The 22,475-nt window shown below is 46.2% G+C and carries 15 protein-coding genes and 1 pseudogene; 5 read left to right on the top strand and 11 right to left on the bottom strand.

Annotated features, from left to right (window positions below):
• The first annotated feature begins 529 nt into the window (after positions 1 to 529).
• Together ACZ5XY_RS01845 and ACZ5XY_RS01840 are read left to right on the top strand one after the other, a co-directional pair.
• Complete coding sequence (locus ACZ5XY_RS01845) at positions 530 to 802, top strand: HU family DNA-binding protein (protein WP_464742440.1); 273 nt, start codon at positions 530 to 532, stop codon at positions 800 to 802.
• Between the two features lie 232 nt (positions 803 to 1,034).
• Positions 1,035 to 2,909, top strand: a complete 1,875-nt coding sequence (locus ACZ5XY_RS01840; RefSeq protein WP_464742438.1) for a SurA N-terminal domain-containing protein — start codon at positions 1,035 to 1,037, stop codon at positions 2,907 to 2,909.
• A gap of 100 nt (positions 2,910 to 3,009) precedes the next feature.
• Here ACZ5XY_RS01840 and purH read toward each other — a convergent pair whose 3' ends face one another.
• The 5 genes from purH to mrcB all read right to left on the bottom strand — a co-directional run bounded on the left by purH (position 3,010) and on the right by mrcB (position 9,605).
• The gene (purH, locus tag ACZ5XY_RS01835; RefSeq protein WP_464742436.1) at positions 3,010 to 4,587 is read right to left on the bottom strand and encodes a bifunctional phosphoribosylaminoimidazolecarboxamide formyltransferase/IMP cyclohydrolase; all 1,578 of its coding nucleotides are present in this window, start codon (positions 4,585 to 4,587) and stop codon (positions 3,010 to 3,012) included.
• A 166-nt stretch (positions 4,588 to 4,753) separates the two neighbouring features.
• Positions 4,754 to 5,032 carry a DNA-binding transcriptional regulator Fis gene (gene fis, locus ACZ5XY_RS01830; protein ID WP_464742434.1) on the bottom strand — a complete coding sequence of 93 codons (279 nt, stop codon included), beginning with the start codon at positions 5,030 to 5,032 and terminating at the stop codon, positions 4,754 to 4,756.
• A 56-nt stretch (positions 5,033 to 5,088) separates the two neighbouring features.
• Positions 5,089 to 6,171, bottom strand: a complete 1,083-nt coding sequence (locus ACZ5XY_RS01825; protein ID WP_464742432.1) for a DUF3426 domain-containing protein — start codon at positions 6,169 to 6,171, stop codon at positions 5,089 to 5,091.
• Between the two features lie 70 nt (positions 6,172 to 6,241).
• Entirely contained in the window at positions 6,242 to 7,168 is a 927-nt protein-coding gene (gene prmA / locus ACZ5XY_RS01820; protein WP_464742430.1) for a 50S ribosomal protein L11 methyltransferase, read from the bottom strand.
• 55 nt (positions 7,169 to 7,223) lie between these two features.
• On the bottom strand, positions 7,224 to 9,605 hold the full coding sequence (mrcB, locus tag ACZ5XY_RS01815; RefSeq protein ID WP_464743682.1) for a penicillin-binding protein 1B: 2,382 nt from the start codon (positions 9,603 to 9,605) through the stop codon (positions 7,224 to 7,226).
• 429 nt (positions 9,606 to 10,034) lie between these two features.
• Between mrcB and ACZ5XY_RS01810 the strand changes: the two genes are divergently transcribed.
• Positions 10,035 to 12,719 (top strand): heavy metal translocating P-type ATPase, encoded by a 2,685-nt coding sequence (locus ACZ5XY_RS01810; RefSeq protein WP_464742428.1) that lies wholly within the window; start codon positions 10,035 to 10,037, stop codon positions 12,717 to 12,719.
• 110 nt (positions 12,720 to 12,829) lie between these two features.
• Here ACZ5XY_RS01810 and ACZ5XY_RS01805 read toward each other — a convergent pair whose 3' ends face one another.
• The gene (locus ACZ5XY_RS01805) at positions 12,830 to 13,549 is read right to left on the bottom strand and encodes a Bax inhibitor-1/YccA family protein (RefSeq protein ID WP_464742426.1); all 720 of its coding nucleotides are present in this window, start codon (positions 13,547 to 13,549) and stop codon (positions 12,830 to 12,832) included.
• Between the two features lie 418 nt (positions 13,550 to 13,967).
• Between ACZ5XY_RS01805 and ACZ5XY_RS01800 the strand changes: the two genes are divergently transcribed.
• A complete protein-coding gene (locus tag ACZ5XY_RS01800) occupies positions 13,968 to 14,873 on the top strand; it encodes an NAD(+) kinase (RefSeq protein ID WP_464743680.1) in 906 nt (301 codons plus the stop codon).
• Positions 14,874 to 14,943: 70 nt separating this feature from the next.
• On the top strand, positions 14,944 to 15,258 hold the full coding sequence (locus ACZ5XY_RS01795; protein WP_464742424.1) for a YeaC family protein: 315 nt from the start codon (positions 14,944 to 14,946) through the stop codon (positions 15,256 to 15,258).
• 114 nt (positions 15,259 to 15,372) lie between these two features.
• On the opposite strand, the gene ACZ5XY_RS01790 is transcribed toward ACZ5XY_RS01795, so the two are convergent.
• The 5 genes and pseudogenes from ACZ5XY_RS01790 to ACZ5XY_RS01770 form a co-directional block, all read right to left on the bottom strand.
• Positions 15,373 to 15,786, bottom strand: coding sequence for a HopJ type III effector protein (locus ACZ5XY_RS01790; RefSeq protein ID WP_464742422.1), 414 nt, complete (start codon positions 15,784 to 15,786; stop codon positions 15,373 to 15,375).
• A gap of 130 nt (positions 15,787 to 15,916) precedes the next feature.
• Positions 15,917 to 16,084 (bottom strand): annotated as a pseudogene (csrA, locus tag ACZ5XY_RS01785) (carbon storage regulator CsrA); the annotation flags it as partial.
• 374 nt (positions 16,085 to 16,458) lie between these two features.
• A complete protein-coding gene (locus tag ACZ5XY_RS01780) occupies positions 16,459 to 17,742 on the bottom strand; it encodes an aspartate kinase (protein WP_464742420.1) in 1,284 nt (427 codons plus the stop codon).
• Positions 17,743 to 18,034: 292 nt separating this feature from the next.
• Positions 18,035 to 20,707, bottom strand: coding sequence for an alanine--tRNA ligase (alaS, locus tag ACZ5XY_RS01775; RefSeq protein ID WP_464742418.1), 2,673 nt, complete (start codon positions 20,705 to 20,707; stop codon positions 18,035 to 18,037).
• Between the two features lie 187 nt (positions 20,708 to 20,894).
• Positions 20,895 to 22,289, bottom strand: coding sequence for a DUF389 domain-containing protein (locus tag ACZ5XY_RS01770; protein ID WP_464742416.1), 1,395 nt, complete (start codon positions 22,287 to 22,289; stop codon positions 20,895 to 20,897).
• Positions 22,290 to 22,475 lie beyond the last annotated feature (186 nt).

Genomic DNA, 22,475 nt, shown 5'->3' with positions numbered 1-22,475 from the left:
CCAATTTTTTCCCTAAGTTTATAAGCCATCGTTTGAGTTTCTTTATCACCTTAAGCAGCAAAGGGCGACTCAAACCATCAGCTAATCTTAGCGTTGTTGCCATCATAAAAAGGATTGCAACGCCTGTCAGTTAATAAATTGTTTTAAAACGCTTTGGATGTTTTGGCGTGGCGTCATTTACTTTAAAAAAATGGGCGCTATTTTAAAAGATGCGCTAACTATAAACAATGCCAAATCCTCTTTCTAAAGCAAAAGCGCGGATTCCACTTAGCAGCTTTAATTTTGAATTACAGAGGAATTGCGTAACGATAAGTGTCGAATGCGTAGTTTTGCCGCCAAAAAAGTGTAAAACTGCTTGCGCTCGCCTAAGAGCCTTGATATAAAGGCGTTAATAACGCGAATCGTGCATTTAGGTTCAACTGTCAGTTATAAATAATCCTATGATGGTTTTTATTGCGTAAAAGCCCTGACAACGATACAATGCCTGCCTTGAGCGTTGATTACCGACCTTAACTTTGAAGGAAATTTTATGAATAAGTCAGAACTCGTTGATAGCATTGCCGAAAAAAGCGGCTTGAACAAATCTCAAGCAGGGGACGCGCTTAATGCGATGATGGAGAGTATCGGTGAAGCGCTTGAAGCGGGCGATACCATCTCACTTGTGGGCTTTGGTACTTTTACGGTAAAAGACCGTAAAGCGCGTACTGGGCGTAACCCAAAGACAGGTGAAGAGCTGTCTATTCCTGCAAGCAAAGTACCAAGCTTTAAAGCCGGTAAAAACTTAAAAGAGCGTTTAAACTAAAAGCTTACGGCTTTTAAAACACGCTTAAAAAAAGCACCTTGATTTAGGTGCTTTTTTTATGACAAAAATTTGTTTAAAAGCTTGGGTGAATATTTTGAGTCTTAGCCAAAATTCACGTATCATAGGCGATTGCTTGAGCAGTTGGTACCAACGATAATCCTGAAACTCTAACTGCTGAACGGGAATCAACAATCATTACTTTATCAATTTTAGGTGAATAAGCAGAACGACTATGGATAAATTGCGCGATTTTTTAAAAAGCTGGCCGGGTCGGATTTTACTGATTTTATGCCTATCGCCACTGGCTTTATTGGGAATCGAAAGCTACTTTCATAGTGGGGTTGATCCCAACCAAATCGCTCAAGTTGGCGATGCCAGCATAAGCTTAAATGAGTATCAAAGCGCGGTGAACAATCGGCGCTCGGAGATTTTAGAAAATCTTGAGGATGCAAGTTTGCTTAATGAAGATGTCCTTCATGAGCAGGTGCTGCGCGGTCTTGTGGATCGAGCGCTCCTTGAGCAGCAAGCTAAAAAGCTTGGCATGACCGTGTCCGATGAAACCATCAATCGCTTGCTTCGTGAAGAGGTAATCTTTAAAGATGAAAATGGCAACTTTTCTAACGACTTATTTGCCACCTTTTTGCGTCAGCGCGGCATGACCAAAGAGCAGCTATTTGCGGAGTTTCGCAACCAGTTAAGCCTTGATCAATTAAACGCCAGTATCGTTGGCACCGCCATTTATCCCATGAAGGCGGTCAGTCAGTTGATCGACCTGCAACTTGAATCGCGAAATATTTGGCTGCATCGTTTTAATTGGCAAGACTATCAGCAGCAAGTGACCGTAAGTGATGCTGAGATTAAAAGCTACTATGATGCCAATAAAGCCGAGCTTAAACGTCCGGCAATGGTAGATTTGGCGTATATTGAATTGACCCCTGAGATGATTAAAGTTAATGAGGTCAGCAAAGACGAGATTAACGAACAATACCAAAGCTTTAAGCAAGGACTTGGGATGACGGATGAGCGTCAAATCAGCCAGATTTTATTGACCGGAAGCGATGCTAAAGCGCGCGCTGATAAGATTAAAGCAAGACTTGATAAGGGTGAATCGTTTGCAGCGCTTGCCAAAGCCGAATCCGACGACCCATCAGGAGCAAGTGGCGGCGCGATTGGGCAATTTAACCCTGCGGTGTTTGGTCGTGATGCCGCCGCCGTCGAGCAGGCGCTTAATGGCTTAAAGGTGAATCAAGCCTCAAAGCCAGTTAAAACTCAATTTGGTTATCAAATCTTTATGGTAACCAGCGAAGGCACAAGCCAAGTGCCAAGTTTGGACAGTGTCCGCGAGGAGATGGTAAAACGTGCCAAAACTTATAAGCAGCAAGCGCTATTTGCTGATAAAGTGACGGCGATTAACGACTTGGCGGCTGATGGTTTTAGCATTGAGGACATTGCCAGCCAAGAAAATGTTCCGTTAAAACGCATCAAAGATTATCCGCAAGACAACAACACGTCAGTGCTGTCGCAGCCGGCGGTGATTAAGCAAGCCTTTGATGAGTTTGTTATCCAAGACCAGTCGGTGACTACCGGCATTGATACCGGAAAATCAACCGTTTGGGTTCAGCCGAGCCGTTATCGCCCAACCAAAGCACTAAGTTTAGCTGAGGCTAAAGCAAACATCACTCAAGTTCTCAAACAGCAAAAAGCCAGTGCGCTTGCCTTAAAAGCTGCAAAAGATATCGCCGCCAAAATTAAAACGGTAAATGATATCAATCAGCAAGGCATCGCATTTCAGGCGCTTGGGGACACCAACCGTCAATCAACGCTATTGACTGATAAAGAGCGCAGCTTGGCGTTTAGTCAACCTGCGCCAAAAGATGGCGTGGCGGCAATGGCAAGTCAGACTGAGATGGGGGCAACCTTAATCATCGGCGACGCGATTAAAACCCAACAGCAATCGCAACTGTCAGCCCTTGAAAAAGCGCAAACTGCGGCAATTATTCGTGATAATTTAGGTCAAGACCAATTGCAAGATTATCTGGAATACCTGCGCGTGGTTCATAAAGTTGAAGTTAACGAGGCGAATATGGCAAGTGCTCAAGGTCGTTAAGCGTCGTTAAGATTTGCCTGTGTTAATCTCAAACTAAAAAAGCCACTTACGATTAAGTGGCTTTTTTTATAACTATTTTTACAACTATAAGCGGTAAAAATTAATGGCGGAAATGGCGCATTCCGGTAAAGACCATCGCAATGCCGTGCTCGTTCGCGGCGGCAATGGTTTCGTCATCGCGCATCGAGCCGCCGGGTTGAATAATCGCCGAAATGCCCACATCAGCGGCATTGTCAATGCCATCACGGAATGGGAAAAACGCATCGGAGGCCATGACCGCGCCTTTGGTGATAAGTCCTGCGTGCTCGGCTTTAATTGCTGCAATTCGAGCGGAGTTGACGCGGCTCATTTGTCCTGCGCCAATGCCGATGGTGCGACCCTCTTTGGCATAAACGATGGCGTTTGATTTAACGTATTTGGCAACTGACCAGCTGAACAGCAAATCGTCAATTTGTGCTTGGGTTGGTTGAACGTCCGTGACGATTTTTAAATCGCTTGGCAAAATGAGTCCCAAATCCTGCTCTTGAACCAAAAGCCCGCCATTGACGCGCTTAAAATCGAGTTGGGCAGCGCGAGCTTCAGGCTTTGGTAACTCACCGCAGACTAAAACGCGGACGTTTTTCTTTGTTCCTGTGATGTCAAGCACGCCATCTTCTAAGCTTGGGGCAATGATCACTTCAACAAATTGATTGTCAATAATGGCGCGCGCGGTTGCCACCGTTAAGGGGCGGTTAAACGCAATGATGCCGCCAAACGAGGATTCAGGGTCGGTGCTAAAGGCAATTTTATAAGCGCTAACTTGGTCTTGGTCAATGGCAACGCCGCAAGGGTTGGCGTGCTTGACAATCACGCAAGCAGGCGCGCTAAACGCTTTAACGCACTCTAAGGCAGCGTCAGTATCGGCAATATTGTTATAAGACAGCGCTTTGCCTTGCAATTGCTGGGCAGTAGCAATGGAGGCTTCATGGTGGCTATTTTGGCTTTCCACATAAAACGCGGCGGATTGGTGTGGGTTTTCGCCGTAACGCAAGTCTTCTAACTTAGTAAACTGCAAATTGAGCGTTCTTGGATAGGCGTCAACAGAATGCTCTTTATTAACTCTTTGACCTAAAAAGTTAGCAATCATGCCGTCATATTGCCCGGTGTGCTCAAACGCCTTTACTGCCAAATCAAAGCGCAGCTCATCGCTTAATGCTGTGCCGCCATTTAAGGCATCAAGAACGCGGTCATAATCGCAAGGACTGGTGACAATACCCACATGAGCATGGTTTTTAGCGGCAGCGCGAACCATGGTAGGACCGCCAATATCGATATTTTCAATGGCATCTGCCATGGTGACGTTTGGATTAGCAACCGTTTGCGCAAAGGGATATAAATTGACCACCACCAAATCAATGCGCTGAATGTCATGGTCACTCATCACCGCATCATCCATGCCGCGGCGAGCTAGGATACCGCCATGAATTTTGGGATGCAAGGTTTTCACCCGACCGTCCATCATTTCAGGGAACTGGGTGTAATCAGAAACTTCAGTAACGGCAACATGGTTATCTTTGAGCAAGCGGTACGTGCCACCCGTGGACAATAAGCCAAACCCTGAAGCGATTAAACCTTGAGCGAACTCAACGATTCCGGACTTATCGGAGACCGAGAGTAGGGCAAGCGGTGTGGTAGCCATAAAATTATTCCATAACAGCGCCAAAACAATTGGCAGGTCAATGTTAACAAGCAAAACTTGCTTGCTGTTTTAAAATTTAAAATCAGCGTTTAGCGTATAAAAAGGGTTGTTAAAAAAATTAAAGCCGCATCATAAAGCAAAACGTGCCAGTATTCAAAAAATGATATTACGCCATCAATTGATATTTTTTTAACTTTTTGCGCAGCGTTCCGCGGTTCAGCCCTAAAATTTGTGCCGATTTGGATTGATTGCCGCGTGTTTTTTCAAGAACCACGGTAAGTAGCGGCAATTCAATCTGTTGTAAAATCAACTCGTAAACATCGCTTGGGGTTTCCCCATCAAGGGCGTCAAAATAGTCGCGAACAACGCGCTCAACATGATCACGAAGCGGTAAGGCAGTTAACTCGTCAGTGACTATTATAGAAGATTGAAGTTCATTTGGCATAAGGGTATCGTCAAAAACAAAAAAGGGTGGTAGCGAAGCTTGTCATCAGGCTGATTTTAATAAAAAGGCTCAATGATGACTTGATTTAGGTAAGTTTTATTTAAGGGCACAGTAAACATGATGGATTTTTGATGGTTTGCCCCCAATTGTGATTCGTAAGCTAACACATAATCTTCAGGTCGGGCGATAAACTCACCGACCAATGTAGTGTCGTTATACAAGTGAACTTTCATATTTGGCAACAGCTGAGGGTCATCACTTTGATTGATTAGGGTGGCTTGAATGTCACTAAATTTTTTTGCAGACTTAACTTTGCTTGCCCGAATTTGCGGTTCGCTGATGGCAATCTTTGCAATATCCGCATGGGGCAAACTACAAGCCGCTATGGTACATAAATTTTGTAGCCTTGCCGCATAAGTTGGGTTTTTAATTAACGAATCCAAATTAAAAATTACATACTGCGCGGCTAATAATAACCCCAGTACCACGCAACCAATTGCCCATAAAAAGGTCGCTATCGATTGCCGCTTAGGTTGGTCATCAAGTCTTAAGCGGGCTGCAATCTTAGCTTGGCGCTGTTTTTCAAGGTGCTCAGCATCGTCTGTTTTCATTCCCATGTCGCTGAGCAGTTGCGTCAATTCTGGGTCGTCGGGATGAACGGCTTGGGGTTGATCACTGTTGGCTTGCGCTTGTAATAAGTCTTCAAGCCAAGCATTTTCGGCGGCGCTGTTGCGTTGATTGCTGGCAAGGTTGTTGGCTTTTTGAAAATGTGCCGCTTCTTTTTTTATTGAGTTCGTAGATTGACGGTTAGGCGCTGTTAAGGAAGGTTCTTGGTTTGGCGCGGCTGAGTGATCGTTTTGGTTGGATTGAGTTTCATGCTGATTTAACCAAGCTTCCATGTCATCGATAGAGTGATAATCCTGAAACGCCTCGGTGGTTTCAATGTCCATGTCATCATGGATCAAAAGATCATCTTCGTTACTAGAAGCCTTAGCGGGGACAATCAGATGATCATTGGCTAAAAAGACATTGCCACATTGCTCACAGTGGAGCGTTGAGCGCGCCTCATTTAACGCTAAGCGTGGCAGACTGACCACAGTTTGACAATGCGGACATTGAGATTTTATCGGGGAGCTCATAGTTTCCAATCCAGATTGAGTCAGCGGACTTATGCTGACTCCCTATCGTAACAGATGTAAGGATTTGTTGCTACCCTGTAAATGTCCCCGAAAGCCGCTGCCAATGCTGGTCTTCTTGAGCGCTAAAGGCGTGTTTATTATCGATGCTAAAATAAGGTTGATAGGCAGTTTTGACGTCTTGGGTTTGCGACTCAATCAGCCCTGCCAAGACAATTTTGCCTTTTGGCGCAATGAGGGTGGCAAAATACGGCGCAAGTCCGATAAGCGGTTTGGCTAAAATGTTGGCGGCGATGACGTCAACTAAAGCTAGGTTTTGGTCAGCTTTAAAATCATCAAAGTCTTGCGGCAAAAAGGCTTGCAATTTATCGGCGACCTGATTGCGCTCAGCGTTTTGATTGGTTGCTAACACCGCTTGCGGGTCAATATCAACAGCAAAAACCTGCTTTGCTCCCAAAAGCAGCGCGGCAATTCCTAAAATCCCTGAGCCGCAGCCGTAATCAATGACCACTTTATCGGTTAAATCCTGCTCAGTAAGCCAATCCAAGCAAAGCCTTGTCGTTGCGTGATAGCCGGTGCCAAAAGCAAGCCCTGGGTCCATGATGATGTTCACAGCATCAGGATTCGGCGGGGTGAGCCAGTTGGGAACAATCCATAAATTATTGGCGCATTCAATAGGCTGATAATGCACCATCCATTCGCGCTCCCAGTCTTTATCCTCAAGTCCTGTGACCCAAAATCGGCTGGCGTTACTCTCAGCCGCAACCTCATGGCTTAGGGCTTCCACCACGGATCGACTGCCGTTTTCGGTATTAGCATCAAAAAGGGCGGTTAAAATCACCTCATCCCAAAGCGGCGATTCCCCCGGAAGCGGCTCAAACAGTGGCTGGTCGCCGGCGTCATCAAGGGCAATGGATAACGCCCCTGCCTCAAGTAGTAAGCTTTCTGCCAAATCAACATCATCTTTTTTACACTGTAAATGCAGTTGTTGCCATGCCATGATGAAACCCTTTTATAAAAAAATTATTATGTCGTACGATTATTTGTAAACGCTGTTATTGCAATTCAAACAATTCAAAAGCGCGCCGGTAAAGATGCTTAAGCTGGCGCTGAATTTGTTCGCCATCAATCGGGATGTTGCGCTGCTGATTGTCAGAATCCTCAAAATTCTCATCGTTATCAAGCCCTTCACGGCGGCGCTGTTCCATGATTTCACGCTCCTGACCCTGCCACTGCATCTGCGCTCGGGCGCGGTCTTGTTGGTACATGGCAATCGCGCAGCTACTGGCTTCATCAGGAAGATAGCGAGATAATACCGGCAAATACCGCGCTTCCGGACAGCGCTCATTGGACAGTTTTCCTGAGTTGTTTTCAAGCCAAAGCCACTCAATACCTTCAGGTTCAGGAAGGGCAACGGGCGTAAGTTTCAAGCGGTTCATATAATCATACCAAACCGGAAGCGCCCCTGAGCCGCCGCTTAACCCGATGGATTTGTTATCATCGCGGCCTACCCAAACCACGCTGACATAATTGCCGCTGTAACCTGCAAACCAAGCATCGCGAAAGTCGTTGGTCGTTCCCGTTTTTCCGGCTAAGTTAAGGTTGCTGCCAAGGGATTGAATGCGCCTTGCCGTTCCGGTTTTAACGACCTGCTGCAAGCCATAATTGACCAAATAGTTGGTTTCAGGGGGGATGCTGCGTTTGGTGTTAAGCCCTGTTCGCTGCAAAATTCGCCCTTTGTTGTCAATCACGGTGCGAATACTATGAATGGGAGTTCGAAAGCCGCCTGTGGCAAACACTTGATAAACCCCAAGCATGTCCATCGGACTTAAATTGACCGAACCCAATAGCACTGAGGGGTAGTTGGGAATATTTTCTTTAACGCCCAAGCGTTTTAACTGGTTGGCAAACGTATCAATGCCAAATTCCATGCCCACCCGAACGGCAGCTTGGTTATAAGACTGCGACAGCGCGGTGGTGAGGGGGACAAACCCATGGTCACGACCGTCATAGTTGCGCGGCGTCCAATCGCCACCATCGCGAAGATTGACCGTGATAGGAGAATCATCGACCGAGCTTGCTAAATTATAGCGACCACTTTCAAGGGCGCTCATATAAATGACCGGTTTTAGTAGCGACCCCACTTGTCGTTTGGCATCAACCGCGCGGTTAAATCCGGTAAATTCACTGCCGCTACCAACGACAGCAACCAGCTCGCCGGTTTCAGGATTGGCGCTCACCAAAGCCCCTTGAAGCCCTTTGGTTTTGCTGCTTTGTTTACGAAGTTCGCCCAGCTTTTTACTGACCGCGTTATCGGCTGCCATTTGCGAGATGGGATTCATGGTGCTGATGATGGTCAAGCCTTCGCTTTTTAAATCATTTGAATAATAAACTTCGTTTAACTCGCGTTTGACGATGTCTAAAAAGTCAGGGAAGCGGCTTTTGCCATCGGCAGGTTTATCAACAACCCCAAGCGGTTTTTTAATGGCGGCATCATAGTCTTCTTGGGACAAATAACCTTCCACCAGCATGTTGTTAAGCACCGTATTGCGGCGGGCTTTAGAGTCATTAGGATGGCGGCGCGGGTTATAAATACTTGGACCTTTTGCCATGCCAACAAGCAGCGCTTGCTGGTCAGTTCGCAGCTCTTTAAGCGGCTTATCAAAATAAAACTGTGATGCCAAGCCAAAGCCATTGATGGAGCGTTTGCCATTTTGACCCAAATAAATCTCATTTAAATAGGCTTGTAAAATCTCATCTTTCGTATAATGCAGCTCCAAAAGCACCGCCATTAAAGCCTCATTGGCTTTGCGCTTAAAGGTGCGGTCGGAATTTAAATAAAAATTTTTAATCAATTGCTGAGTGATGGTTGAGCCACCTTGCCTTGAGCCGCCGGTAAAGTTGTTTAAAAATGCGCGACCAATCCCACGAAGCGATACGCCGTGATGCTCATAAAATCTACGGTCTTCGGTGGCAATCAAGGCGTCAATCAATGGCTTTGGAACGTCCTCTAAGGAGATCACCATTCGGTCTTCGTTGTTGTCTGGATAAATGCCGCCAATATTTACCGGCTCTAATCGAAGCACCCCTGAGCTATTTTTTTTGGTGCTTTGAATGCTTTTAATCTTACCCCCCTCAATACTCAGCTTTATCACTTGTTCAGGGTCGATATCATTGGCACTATAAGTAAAGCCGCGCGTGTGAATAAAATAGGTGCTGCCGGACTTGTGAAAGCTGCCGGTTTTATCGTAATTTTTGCTGCTTTGGTAATTGAGTAGGTCAAGCCAAGAGGTCATGGTGTTGTTATCAACACTTGCGCCTTGGTAAAGCTCTAAGGGCTGCGAATAGACTTTCGCCGGAATGTCCCAACGCTTGCCCTCAAATTTGTGGGTAATGGTGCGGTCAAGTTTAAGTAAATATAAGGCAAACAGCACCATGCCAATAATAACGACGATAAGCAGCAGTCCGCCAAAAATTAAGCCATGCTGGTTTTTTGGTGAATTGGTCTTAGGTAAGTTTTTTAAGTAAGCAGGGGTCATTGGCAGATTTTGCACTGAAGGAATACCGATTGGGGCTAAAAAAATGCCTCATAATGACGCAAATTGATAACTTTTTCAATCTATTATCCTTGTCATTGCGTTACGCAAGCGTTTGAAGATTGCAACTATATAAAGGTGTATACTGGTTGATGGTTTTAAAAGGTGAATAAAACAGATTAAAACTCATCATAAATACGATGATGGACGTCACCGCTAAGCTTGCCGCTGGCATTGATATTGCTAAAAAAAGCAGCATCATAATCAATCATCTTATCCAAAAAATCCTCGTAAGCTGTTTTTCGATTGTATAAAGGACATCGTAAGCGTATGTTGAACCCTGCGACTGTATCTTCGTTTGACACCACTTTGGTTGAAGGACTGGTGCTGCCCCCTGAGGGTCATTGTTTTCACTGCGGCGATCCGGTGCCAAGTCCGCCATTTTTTAGTACGATTTTAGGGTCACAGCGTGAGATGTGCTGCTTGGGCTGTCAACTGGCGTCGCAAAGTATCGTGGAGGCGGGGCTTGAGCAGTATTATCTTGACCGCTCCGAAATCAACCGCACCGCAAGCTTGCCCACCGAAATCAGCCGCCTTGAAGCTTATGACCACGATGAAATCAAATCGCAATTTGTCTATGCTCAAGATGGCTTATCGGTCGCTGAATTGTCGGTGAATAACTTGCGCTGCGCCGCTTGTACATGGCTGATTGAGTCACGCCTTTATGAACTGGACGGTGTTGAGAGCTGCCAAGTCAACTTAACCAGTCAGCGGATGCGCGTGGTTTGGGATGAAGCCAAGCTGCCCATCAGTCAGATTTTAGCGGTCATTAATGAAATTGGCTACGATGCCAAGCCGTATCGCCAAGACACCCATGAAGCAATGCTCGCCCGCCATAACAGCAAAATGATTTTGCGCTTGGGGATTGCCGCGCTTGGGGCGATGCAAGCGATGATGTATTCGGTGGCGCTATATTTTGGTGAATACAGCAATATGCTGGTGTTTCAGCGTGATTTTTTTCGTTGGGTGTCATTGTTTGTCAGCGTTCCGGTGTTTTTTTATTCCGGCGTGCCCTTTTTTACCTCGGCGTGGTCAGCGATTCGCGCGCGCCAAGTCAATATGGACGTTCCGGTCAGTGTGGCGCTGATTATCACTTTTTTTGCCAGCCTTTATGCCACGATTGTCGGTCATGGTCAGACCTATTTCGACTCGGTCAGCATGTTTATATTTTTTCTTTTGGCAGGGCGTTATATTGAGCACAACGCAAGGCTAAAAGCGGCGAGTATGGCAAACGATTTGGTCGTTTTAGAACCGGTTTTGGTGCAAAAAGTTGGCGAGGATAAAGCGGCAGCAGCACAAATTTTACAACAGCTTTTGGTAAGTCAAAATAACAGCACTGACAACAATAACAACGCTGCAAATTTTATGGCAAGCCTTGATGAGGCAACCAAAGCCTTATCGCAAAAAATCGCTCAAGACTGGCAAAATGCTTGGCAACAATATCCAACGACAAAAAACGACGGGCAAAAAGACATGGTTACCGCCCAAAGTTTGCAAGTGGGCGACGTTGTGCTGATTGAGGCAGGCGCGGAAATTATTAGCGATGGTATTTTATTAAGCCAATCGGCAACGGTGTCGCAAAGTTTATTGACCGGCGAGGGCGATTTGATTGTCAAACACCAAGGCGATTATATCGTTGGCGGCGCGCAAAATGACAGTCAGCCGTTTATGATGCTCATTACCGCGCTGCCAAAAGACAGCCAAATTGGCTTGATTGACCGCTTGATGAACCGCGCCATGAGCGAAAAGCCCAAACTTGCGCAAAAGGCGGACAAGCTTGCGCGCTGGTTTGTGGCGCGAGTTTTGGTATTGTCAGCTTTGGTGTTTATCGGTTGGTACATCGTTGACCCAAACCAAGCGCTTTGGGCAACCGTTGCCGTTTTGGTGGCGACGTGCCCTTGTGCGCTGTCGCTTGCCACCCCCATTGCGCTTACCGTTGCCACCAACCGGCTGGCAAGTTACGGCTTTTTGGTCACTCGCGGTCATACGCTGCAAACCCTTGCCGAAATCACCCACGTAGCGTTTGATAAAACCGGAACGCTAAGCTTTGGCAAACCCAACTTATTGACCACCGAGCTTGTTCAGCCAAATGCGGTAAAAAATAGCAATGAACAAAAAGGCAAGTTTTTAGCCATTGCTGCTGCCTTAGAGGTAGGCAGCCGTCACCCAATTGCCCATGCGCTGTTAACCGCCGCTTATCAGTACCATTTGCCGGTCACCCAAAACTTAATTCACCATCCGGCAGGCGGCGTTGAAGCGAATATTGACGGCATAACTTACCGAATAGGTCACGAGGTCTTTGCCCTTGGCGGTTCAAAGCCGCCGCAAAGCGTGGTTGATTTAAGCCATCACCAAGCAAGCCTTGCCGTGGTATTGTCAGCAAATATTGACAACATTTGGCAGCCGCAAGCGGTGTTTTATTTTAATGATAAAGTCCGCGACCATGCTTTGGACATGCTGCAATCTTTGCAACAATCTGGAATTAAAACGCTTATGCTCACCGGCGACCCAAGCCCGCAGGCTTTGGTGATGGCGAATCACTTAGGCATCGATAGCGCCTTTAACGGCTTATCGCCAAGCGATAAAGTTGAGCATATCAAAGCCATTCAGCAAGAAGGCGGCATTGTGCTGATGGTTGGAGATGGCATTAATGATGCGCCAGTGCTTGGTGCTGCCAACGTTTCAGCGTCCATAGCAGGGGCGGCGGACTTAGCGCAAGTGTCAAGCGATAGCATTATTTTAAATGGTCAAATTGAAGCGGTGAGCGCCGCCAAACGTATTGCTGACAAAACCGAGCGCATCATTAAACAAAACTTTCGCTGGGCGCTTGCTTACAATTTTAGCGTATTGATTCCGGCGGTGTTTGGTTACGTTCCGCCTTGGCTTGCGGCGATTGGTATGTCGCTAAGCTCCTTGGTTGTGGTCTTAAATGCTCTTCGGTTAAAACGTGCTTAGCCGTTCATTTTTTACTGTTTTAATCCGTTATTTTTTTATAAACCATAAAAAAACCGCCCAATATTAGGCGGTTTTTTTTAATTGCAATTAATAAGCGATAATGAAAAAGCTTAGTCTTGTAAATAGCTTAACAAACGTAAAAATTCGATATACATCCAAACAAGGGTTGCTAAAATGCCCACGCTAAAGACCCATTCGTAATCTTCAGAAACGCCTGCCGCAACGCCGCGCTCGATGTTGTCAAAATCAAGCAGCAAGCTAAAGGAGGCGATGACCACCACAAATAAGCTAAAGCCAATAGCAATCATACCGCCGTCAAATAAAAACGGTAAGCTTGAACCAAACAGCACAAAGCCCCACTGAACCACATACAAAATCATAATGGCAAAGATAGCTGACATCATGATTGAGCGAAACTTATCGTTGACTTTCACGATTCCTGAACGATACAGCCCAAGCATCACCGCGGCTGTCACAAAAGTGGCGCAAAGTGCAGTTAATGGCACACTTGGGTACATTTTCATAAAAATCATTGAAATGCCGCCTAAAAAGATGCCTTCAAGCAGCGCATAAGGTACGGCCAATGATTTTGCCATTTGCGGCTTAAACATAATTAAAAAAGCAACAATAACGCCTGCAAACATGCTGCCAATCGACGCCATATAAATAAAGCCGCTTGATAGCCCTGCCATTAACGCATAAAAGAAAAAACCCAGTCCAGATACCGCAGATAAGCCAAGCAGCATGGAGGTTTTTTGAACCACGCCCTTGACGCTCATCGGTCGACCGCCAACAGCCAGTTCCGCCCGACTGACAATAGGATTTGCCATGATTACATCCTTAGATAATAAAAAACACGCTCAAAATGTTGACTAAATTAAACGCTGAAGAAATATTGGTAACTTTAGCAAAACCGCCATAATTGTCAACAGCGATTGCGTGAGCACCCATCAAGCAAGCTTTAGGGTTAAAAATCAATCACTAAGCTTGCTTGGCTTGTCAGCGTTACTGGTTATGATATGGGGGCTGATTGACAAGTTTACAGTAGCGCTTAGTAATGATTGATAAATTATGCTAGTTTGCAGGCGCAATTATCGTTATCATTGTGACGTCTTTTAACCGTGCATGTTAACGCTTATGCCGAGTCGTTTTATGGAAAACTTCGCGCAGTCCGAGCGATTGCCTCACCTTCACGAGTCTGAATTGTTTCACGCCATCAAAAATCCGGCGTTCCGGCGTATCGGTCTTATGGGCCGCGCCGGTAAACGCAGCGTCACCCAAAGTCTGATGCAAATTGCCCAAACCATCAACGAGATGAATCTTACGTTGATTATGGACACTGAGACCGCGCAATTGCCAACGCTTGATTTTACCGAAATTGAGCGGGTCAAAGTGGTCAAGCGCAGTCTTATTGGCGAGATTTGTGATTTGGTCGTCGTGGTTGGCGGTGATGGCTCAATCTTGCACGCCGCCGAAGCGCTCGCCCGATACCGCGTTCCAGTGCTTGGCGTCAACCGTGGTCGCTTAGGATTTTTGGCAGATGTTCGCCCAAGCGATGTTGAATTTAAACTGCGTCAAGTCTTGATGGGCGATTATCAGCTTGACCACCGCTTTTTATTAACCATGGAAATCCGCGAGGGCAAAAACGTCATTCACGAGGACATGGCGCTAAACGATGTCGTGCTTCATGCCGGAAAGTCGGTGCATATGATTGATTTTCAAATGAAAATTGACGGTCGAAACGTTTATCGTCAGCACAGTGATGGCTTGATTGCAGCCACGCCAACCGGCTCAACTGCTTATGCGTTATCGGGCGGGGGACCTATTATTCACCCAAGCATGGATGCCATTTGTTTGGTTCCCATGTACCCGCATACGTTATCGAGTCGCCCGATTGTGGTGAGTGGCAACAGCGAAATCAGCATCCGCATCCACGAGGACAACCGAACTCAGCCGATGGTCAGCGCCGATGGCAAGCCCAGTATTCCGCTTGAAAAAAATCAGCGCCTGTATATCCGAAAGCATCCGGATAAGCTCACCCTGCTTCATCCGCCCGGATTTGACTTTTATGAAGCTTGCCGAATTAAGCTTCACTGGAATGTTCACGCTGAGGAGTTTGGCATGGATATGGATGATGATATGATGGATGATTAATTATCTATTTATTTATTTATAAAGTAAGCAAGCAAGCAAGCCAACTGCGGCGCGGGTATTGGAGAGAACCATGGACAAACAAACCATATTAGCAAGCTTGACCCCTGAGATTGTCGAAAAATTTCGACTCGCCATTGAGATTGGCAAATGGGCGGACGGTCGCAAAGTCACCCCTGAGCAGCGCGAAACGTGCATGCAAGCGGTGATGGTTTGGGAGCATGAGCACTTGCCGCCTGCTGAGCGAACAGGATTTATTCATAAACCAATAAGAGAGGACGGCTCGGTTGTCGGCGCGGACTGCGACGTTGAGCATGATCAGCATTATCCCAATTTGCCCAATCCAAAAGGCGCCATTCAGCCGCTTAAATTTCGCAATAAGCAATAACGCTAATTCAATGAACAAATAGGTTTTAAGTTGATATAAAAAAAGCTGCTTGAGCATCAGGCAGCTTTTTTTGGTCTTTCATTTTAGCGTTTTAACTTTAGTACTAACAATAAGCTAAACCGCAAACATCTTAATAAATTTCATAATCGGGTGCGAGTGGTCAGCAGCATCCCAATCCGCGCGGTCAACCAGTGGGTTTTTTTGCATTAAAACACCTTCCCAGCCCCAATGCAAAAAGTTGCGAATGTTGGCGTGGTCAGTGCCGTTTGGCGTATTTCTTACCGCTTCAAAATGCTCACCAAATAAGGTTAACGTATCAATTTTATTTAGCCCACGCAGTTTGGCAAATCCCAAAATCTTAGCGCTGTTTTCGTTTTCGCCGGCAAGGTTGTGCTGATGACCGTTAACAAAGGGGGTTGGGGTATAATAATAGCAGTCATCGATGAACTTGATGACATCATTAAAACCAATGGCTTTTTTTTGCAGACCATTAAGTAGGGCTGAGACATCAGTTTGACGAATGCTCATAACGCGATAACCTCACGATAGGATAGGTTGAAATAAAAGCCCAAAGTGTGACTTAACGATTAAAGTAGTCTTCATCATCAAAAGAGGGCGCAAAGCCGCCTTGTTCCAGATGCTGCATTTGTGATTGTACGGAGCGCTCGTGTTGAATCCGCTGGTAAATCTCTTCGCGGTGAACGGCGATGTCTTTTGGTGCGTTGACGCCAAGTCGAACCTGATTGCCCTTAACGCCAAGGACGGTTACGCTGACCTCATCACCAATCATTAAAGTTTCGCCCACACGGCGCGTCAGTATTAACATGCGTCACACTCCTTATGTCGCATCAACAAATTATCAATCATAAATGACATCTCAATTTTTTAGAATATCGCCTAGAGCCAATTTTATCTTGCCACCATCTTATAACGCTAACAATGGCTTGAGACCGGCTTTTAATTCTAACGAACTTTGGTTGATATTATCAGTAAACTTCGTAAAATCAAAAACTAACCTCTATTTAGCTCAAATAATGGCTTTATTATAGGGGGCGTAAGTAGCCCTGTCACGGCTTTTTGCCAATCAGGGTCAAAACTTCGCGCCTCGGCAGTCACAAATGGCTAAAAGCTGCGGCAAATTTTATAAAAAATATTGTGATGCTGATAAGGAGCGTATCACAAAAAGCTGTCAAGTAGCAATCAGCTGGCAACTCGGCTTTCACCATCTTGACGGTCAAGACCAAAGGCGGTGTGTAGTGATTTTACTGCCGCGTCAAGGTGCTGCTCTTGAATGAGCACGGACACTTTAATTTCGCTGGTCGAAATCATTTCAATATTGATGTTGTTTTCAGCTAAGGTTTGGAACATTTTACTGGCAACGCCGGCATGCGAGCGCATACCAACGCCGACCAAAGACACTTTGACCACATCGCTTTTGCCTAACACGTCAGCGGCGCCAATTTCGTCTTTCACTTTGTCATTAACGACTTTAATGGCTTTTTCTAAGTCTGCGCGGTTCACGGTAAAGCTAAAGTCGGTGGTGCCATTGGCAGAAAGATTTTGGACAATCATGTCAATTTCGATGTTGGCATCACCAATCGGGGTCAAAATTGCCGATGCAATTCCTGGGCGGTCAGGAACGCCGCGAACCACGATTTTTGCCTCATCGCGGTTAAAGGCGATTCCTGAGATGATTGCCTGTTCCATGTTGTCTCCTTCATCTATCGTAATTAAAGTGCCGACGTTGTTTTTAAAGTCGTCATCAAAGCTGCCATCGATGTTGTCATCAAAGCTTGATAAGACGCGCAGGGGCACGCCATATTTTCCGGCAAATTCAACTGAGCGGATTTGCAAAATTTTTGAGCCAAGACTTGCCATTTCAAGCATTTCTTCAAAGGTAATCTTTTTAAGCTTTTTGGCTTTTGAGGTGACGCGTGGGTCGGTGGTATAAACGCCATCAACGTCGGTATAAATTTGGCATTCATCCGCGTTTAGAGCTGCTGCTAGGGCAACCCCTGTGGTGTCTGAGCCGCCGCGACCTAGAGTAGTGGCGTTACCATTGTCATCGATACCTTGGAATCCGGCAACGATAACGACGTTACCGGCATCGAGCTGTTCGCGGATGTTTTTATCATCAATGGCTTCAATTCGGGCTTTGGTGTGAGCGCTGTCGGTTTTAATCGCCACTTGACGACCGGTAAAGGACTGAGCGCCGATGCCAAGCTCTTTGATTGCCATGGCAAGTAAGGAGATGGACACCTGCTCGCCGGTGGATACCATTTGGTCGTACTCGCGCGGGTCAGGCTGAGTGCTGATTTGGCGGGCAAGGTCAATAAGACGGTTGGTTTCACCGCTCATGGCAGAGACGACAACGACGACTTGATGACCGTTGTCGTGCCAGCTTTTAACGCGTTTGGCGACGTTTTTGATGCGGTCGATACTGCCCATGGAGGTGCCGCCATATTTTTGGACTATTAACGCCATAAAAAGTTACCTATAAATCATTAAGGTGGCAGGGACTACCAATGCGGTATCCTGCCCCCAAATTGTAAAAATCACGTCGCTTAAAGGGCATCAAAAGACGCCTTATGATTGTGGCAATGACAAGCTTTAAAAAAATAAGCTTAAAGTTGCGAGCTACTTTATATCATATTTACACAAAAAACTTAAGCGGCAGCCTTACCCTGATTAATGACGATTGGTCATAGCGCTTATAACCAATCGTGTAAAATGAGCTGTTTTTTCTTATTACTTTAAAATTTAAGATGGCTTAACTTTAAGCTTCCAGTTGCGGTTTTAGCCAATTACTGAGGTTATTGATAGCCGCCTCAGTATTATCCGCTTTTGGGGCGCCGCCTTGAGCATAATCCGGCTTGCCGCCGCCTTTCCCGCCAAGCTCACCTGCCAAATGACGAATGATGTCACCGGCTTTAACTTTACCTGTCAAAGATTTAGCAACACTTGCTGCCATTGCCAATTGACCGTCTTTATCACCTACCAAAACGATTACGCTATCGCTAAGTTTAGATTTGACATCGTCCATCAAGGGGCGGATGGATTTGCCGTCGATTCCAGATAAGAGGCTAATGAGCACTTTGGTGCCGTTAATTTCTTGAACGCTGTCCATGAGATTTGCCGCTTGGTTGCTGGCAAGCTTTTGCTCTAAGCGCTCGATTTGCTTTTCAAGCTCGCGCTGCTTGTCGCTCATGGTTTGGATGCGCTTGCTAATCTCAGGGCGTTTGATTTTAAGGCGGCTGGCAAGGGCGCTTAATTGATGCTCACCTTCTTGCAAGTATTTGACCGCTGCCATTCCGGTGAGCGCTTCAATTCGGCGGATTCCGGCAGCGATGCCAGACTCGCTGATGATTTTAAATATACCGATATCGCCGGTGCGCTCAACGTGAAGCCCACCACAAAGCTCAATGGAAAATGGTTGAGGTTTACCGTCAATGGTATTCTCGCCCATGGTCAACACGCGAACTTCGTCACCATATTTTTCACCAAATAGCGCCATTGCGCCGGCTTCCATCGCCTCATCAATGCTCATATAACGGCTACAAGCTTTCGTATTGGCTTGGATTTGTTCATTAACCAAGCGCTCAATTAAGCTGATTTGCGCCTCAGTGACCGGCTTATCAAATGAAAAGTCAAATCGTAAAATCTCGCTTGAAACCAATGAGCCTTTTTGGGTGACGCTATCACCAAGCACTTGGCGCAAGGCGGCGTGAAGCAAATGCGTTGCTGAGTGGTTTTTGGCACTGGCAGCTCGGATGCTAGATTGAACTTGCGCATCGGCAGTTTGCGCAGCGCGGATTTCGCCCATGCTGACCACGCCGTGATGAATAATGGCTTGACCGGATTTTTTGGTATCTTGAACGTCAAAAACGCCCGATTCGGTATGAATTTGCCCAAGCTCGCCAACTTGACCGCCGCCTTCAGCATAAAACGGCGTTTTATCCAATACCAAAACGCCCTCAGCGCCTTCAGCCAAGCTATCCACCGCTTTGCCATCGCTATAAAGGGCGCTGATGGTCACGTTATTGTCCGTTAAGCGCTCATAACCTAAAAACTCGGTTGGCGAATCAACTTTGACCACTTGGCTATAATCAACGTCAAATTTACCGGCATCCCGAGCGCGGGCGCGTTGAGCCTGCATGTGCTCGTCAAACTCACTCTCGTTAATGGTAATACCGCGCTCACGGGTAATATCAGCGGTCAAGTCAAGCGGGAAGCCATAAGTATCATAAAGTTTAAACGCCGCCGCGCCAGACAATTCATCGCCAGAATTGAGCGAATCAAGCTCAGTGGCGAGCAATCGCAAACCTTGAGCTAGCGTTTTCGCAAATTGCGTTTCTTCTTTTAAAATCGCAGTTTCAATTAAGTTTTGCTTTTCAAGCAATTCAGGATAAGCATCGCCCATAATTTTGCCAAGGGGCGCGACCATTCTGTAAAAAAATTCGCCGGCCGCACCAAGTTTATTGCCATGACGAACCGCTCGGCGGATAATTCGGCGCAGTACATAGCCGCGACCTTCGTTGCTTGGCATGACGCCATCAGCAATCAAAAACGCCACCGCTCGGATATGGTCGGCAATGACTTTGAGTGACGCTTGCTGCTCGTTGTTGATGCCTAAAATATCAGCAGCGGCATCCATCAACTGAGTGAAGATATCAATTTCATAGTTGCCGTGGACGCCTTGCATGATGGCGCTGATGCGCTCAAGCCCCATTCCGGTATCGACGCTAGGCTTTGGTAGCGGCAGCATCGTGCCGTCTTTTTGGCGGTTAAACTGCATAAATACACAGTTCCAAATCTCAATATAGCGGTCGCCATCTTCTTCAGGAGTGCCAGGCAAACCGCCTTCAATGTCCGCGCCGTGGTCAAAAAATACCTCAGTACAAGGTCCACAAGGTCCGGTATCGCCCATCGTCCAAAAGTTGTCAGAAGCAAACGGTGCGCCTTTATTGTCGCCAATGCGAATGATGCGCTCGACAGGTAAACCAATATCCTTGTGCCAAATGTCAAATGCCTCATCATCGGTATGATAAACGGTCACATAAAGCTTATCTTTATCGATATTTAACCAGTCTTTTGAAGTTAAAAATTCCCAAATATAGGCAATACCGTCTTTTTTAAAATAATCACCAAAAGAAAAATTGCCCAGCATTTCAAAAAAGGTATGGTGGCGCGCCGTGTAGCCAACGTTATCCAAATCGTTATGTTTGCCGCCTGCGCGAACGCATTTTTGCGAGGTCACCGCCCGCGTGTAATCGCGCGGCTCAAGCCCTAAAAAGGTTTCTTTAAACTGATTCATTCCTGCGTTGGTGAATAGCAGCGTTGGGTCGTTAAATGGAATCAAGCTTGATGAGGGCACGTGGGTGTGCTGTTTGCTTTCAAAAAACCGGATAAAAGCGGCGCGGATGTCGTCGGCGCGAAAAGGCTGGCTCACAAAAGCTCCTTAAAAACGAAATAGGCGGGTTAATAGTTTAACCATCAAAACATTTTTTAAAAAATAAAAACAGGGCTGAAAAAATTAATGCTCACAATTTTAGCACAATCGCCAATCGCTTGTAAGAATTTCGCCCAAGCTGACTATGGGTAAAAATTATTATGCCGTTAAGCGTCTATGCTTTGTATCAATTGCTTAAAATTGACGCATCGGTTTTATCAAGCGACTCTTTGATAAACGGGTCAGCTTCAATCACTTGCACCGGAAGATAGCGCAGTTGCAATTTTACTGGCAGGTTTTTGGGAAAGTCTTTGGCAATGTCGCGCTGCAAAATGGCTTCGATTTGACGAACGTCTTTGGAGCTTGGGCTGGTTTCCCCGCGAATCACCGCGCGGATGGTTTGATAGTCATCCATATTTTCAAACTGAGTGTTGGTGAGCACGTTGCCATCGGCTTCAAAATACTGATTGATGGTGGTTTTAACATGGTTTTCAAAGGCTTGTTTTTGCGCGCGTTTATTTAAATTGAGGGTTAAATAAACGCCAAGACCAACAAGCAGCAGCAGCGGAATGGCGTTTCTTCGTAAAAAGGTCAAATACGTTCCCGATTGATAATCGTCCTCAACCAAGCGCCGAAATCCTAAAACCCAAAGCACCAAGGCGTTGGTAAATTGAATGGCTAAAATGTTGGTCAGCGCCAATAGCAGTGCCCCAAAGCCAAGTTGTATCTCACCATGAGCCAGCAAAATGCCACTGGCGGCAAGCGGTGGCACTAAAGCGGTCGCCACTGCCACCCCAACCACCGCCACTGACAAATGCGGCGACACCATGGCATAAGCGCCCGCCGTTCCGCCGGCTAAAGCAATCAGCAAATCCATTGAGGTCGGTGCGGTTCGCGACAAAATCTCATTAGAAACCGTTGGCGACGCTGAATGAATGCTGCCAATGATAAATCCCACAGCTATCACCAAAATTACACCGGCAATCAAAGTTATCAGCGACTTTTTTAATAGCGGCATTCGATAATCAATAATGGCAAGGGCAACCCCAGTAATCGGTCCAAGCATCATCGCAATGAGCATCGCCCCAATCACCACCGCTGCTGAATCGGCAATTAAGCCGTAGCTGGCGATAATGGCTGATAACGTATTCATGACGAAAAATAACTTGTTCGGTAGCGCTCCGGCTTCAATAGAAACGCGAACTTCGGCATGGTTAATCGTTTGATTGCTAAATTTTTCGGCTAAAAACTGCTTATAGCGCTCAAGTCGGCTTTCTTTTTTTGCCTCAATAGTTTGCGGCGCGGCATCATTTTTAGATTCATCAAGCAAGTCGTTATCTGTGGCTGAATCTGCAATTTTATCACGATGTTCGGTTGCGTTATTTTTAGGATCAGCGCCAGTGCTTGCCGACTTTGAGGGTTGCTGGATTGGTTGGGATAGCGGGGCGGCGAGGCAAACCGTTTGATAAAAGTCATCATCGGTCAGCTGATGGGGCTGATAAGTGATGTCCGTTCTCAAAGCGCTCGGATTATCAATAACTCTGGTGATGTCTGACAAAAAGGTAGGGTTTAAATGAGTCATGTCAGCGCCGCTTACCAATCAAAAGAAGAAAAATCAAGGCGCTATTATAAAAGGATTGGCTATAAAAAAGGGCGCTAAGTTTGCAACAGGATAAAGGTAAAAATCGCCCAAGACGGCGCTAAAAGCCAAGACCTCAATAAACTCCCCAATACTAGCATGGTTTTTAATGACTGTCATTTTGTTTAT

It is taken from the genome of Psychrobacter sp. GTC18467, assembly GCF_055397455.1.
Note: the sequence above shows the minus strand (reverse complement) of the source record. Positions and strands in the feature narration are given on the sequence as shown.

Coding starts and splice junctions, on each gene's coding strand:
- ACZ5XY_RS01845 (WP_464742440.1), top strand. CDS start 530: ATGAATAAGTCAGAACTCGTTGATAGCATTGCCGAAAAAAGCGGCTTG.
- ACZ5XY_RS01840 (WP_464742438.1), top strand. CDS start 1,035: ATGGATAAATTGCGCGATTTTTTAAAAAGCTGGCCGGGTCGGATTTTA.
- purH (WP_464742436.1), bottom strand. CDS start 4,587: ATGGCTACCACACCGCTTGCCCTACTCTCGGTCTCCGATAAGTCCGGA.
- fis (WP_464742434.1), bottom strand. CDS start 5,032: ATGCCAAATGAACTTCAATCTTCTATAATAGTCACTGACGAGTTAACT.
- ACZ5XY_RS01825 (WP_464742432.1), bottom strand. CDS start 6,171: ATGAGCTCCCCGATAAAATCTCAATGTCCGCATTGTCAAACTGTGGTC.
- prmA (WP_464742430.1), bottom strand. CDS start 7,168: ATGGCATGGCAACAACTGCATTTACAGTGTAAAAAAGATGATGTTGAT.
- mrcB (WP_464743682.1), bottom strand. CDS start 9,605: ATGGTGCTGTTTGCCTTATATTTACTTAAACTTGACCGCACCATTACC.
- ACZ5XY_RS01810 (WP_464742428.1), top strand. CDS start 10,035: ATGTTGAACCCTGCGACTGTATCTTCGTTTGACACCACTTTGGTTGAA.
- ACZ5XY_RS01805 (WP_464742426.1), bottom strand. CDS start 13,549: ATGGCAAATCCTATTGTCAGTCGGGCGGAACTGGCTGTTGGCGGTCGA.
- ACZ5XY_RS01800 (WP_464743680.1), top strand. CDS start 13,968: ATGGGCCGCGCCGGTAAACGCAGCGTCACCCAAAGTCTGATGCAAATT.
- ACZ5XY_RS01795 (WP_464742424.1), top strand. CDS start 14,944: ATGGACAAACAAACCATATTAGCAAGCTTGACCCCTGAGATTGTCGAA.
- ACZ5XY_RS01790 (WP_464742422.1), bottom strand. CDS start 15,786: ATGAGCATTCGTCAAACTGATGTCTCAGCCCTACTTAATGGTCTGCAA.
- ACZ5XY_RS01780 (WP_464742420.1), bottom strand. CDS start 17,742: ATGGCGTTAATAGTCCAAAAATATGGCGGCACCTCCATGGGCAGTATC.
- ACZ5XY_RS01770 (WP_464742416.1), bottom strand. CDS start 22,289: ATGACTCATTTAAACCCTACCTTTTTGTCAGACATCACCAGAGTTATT.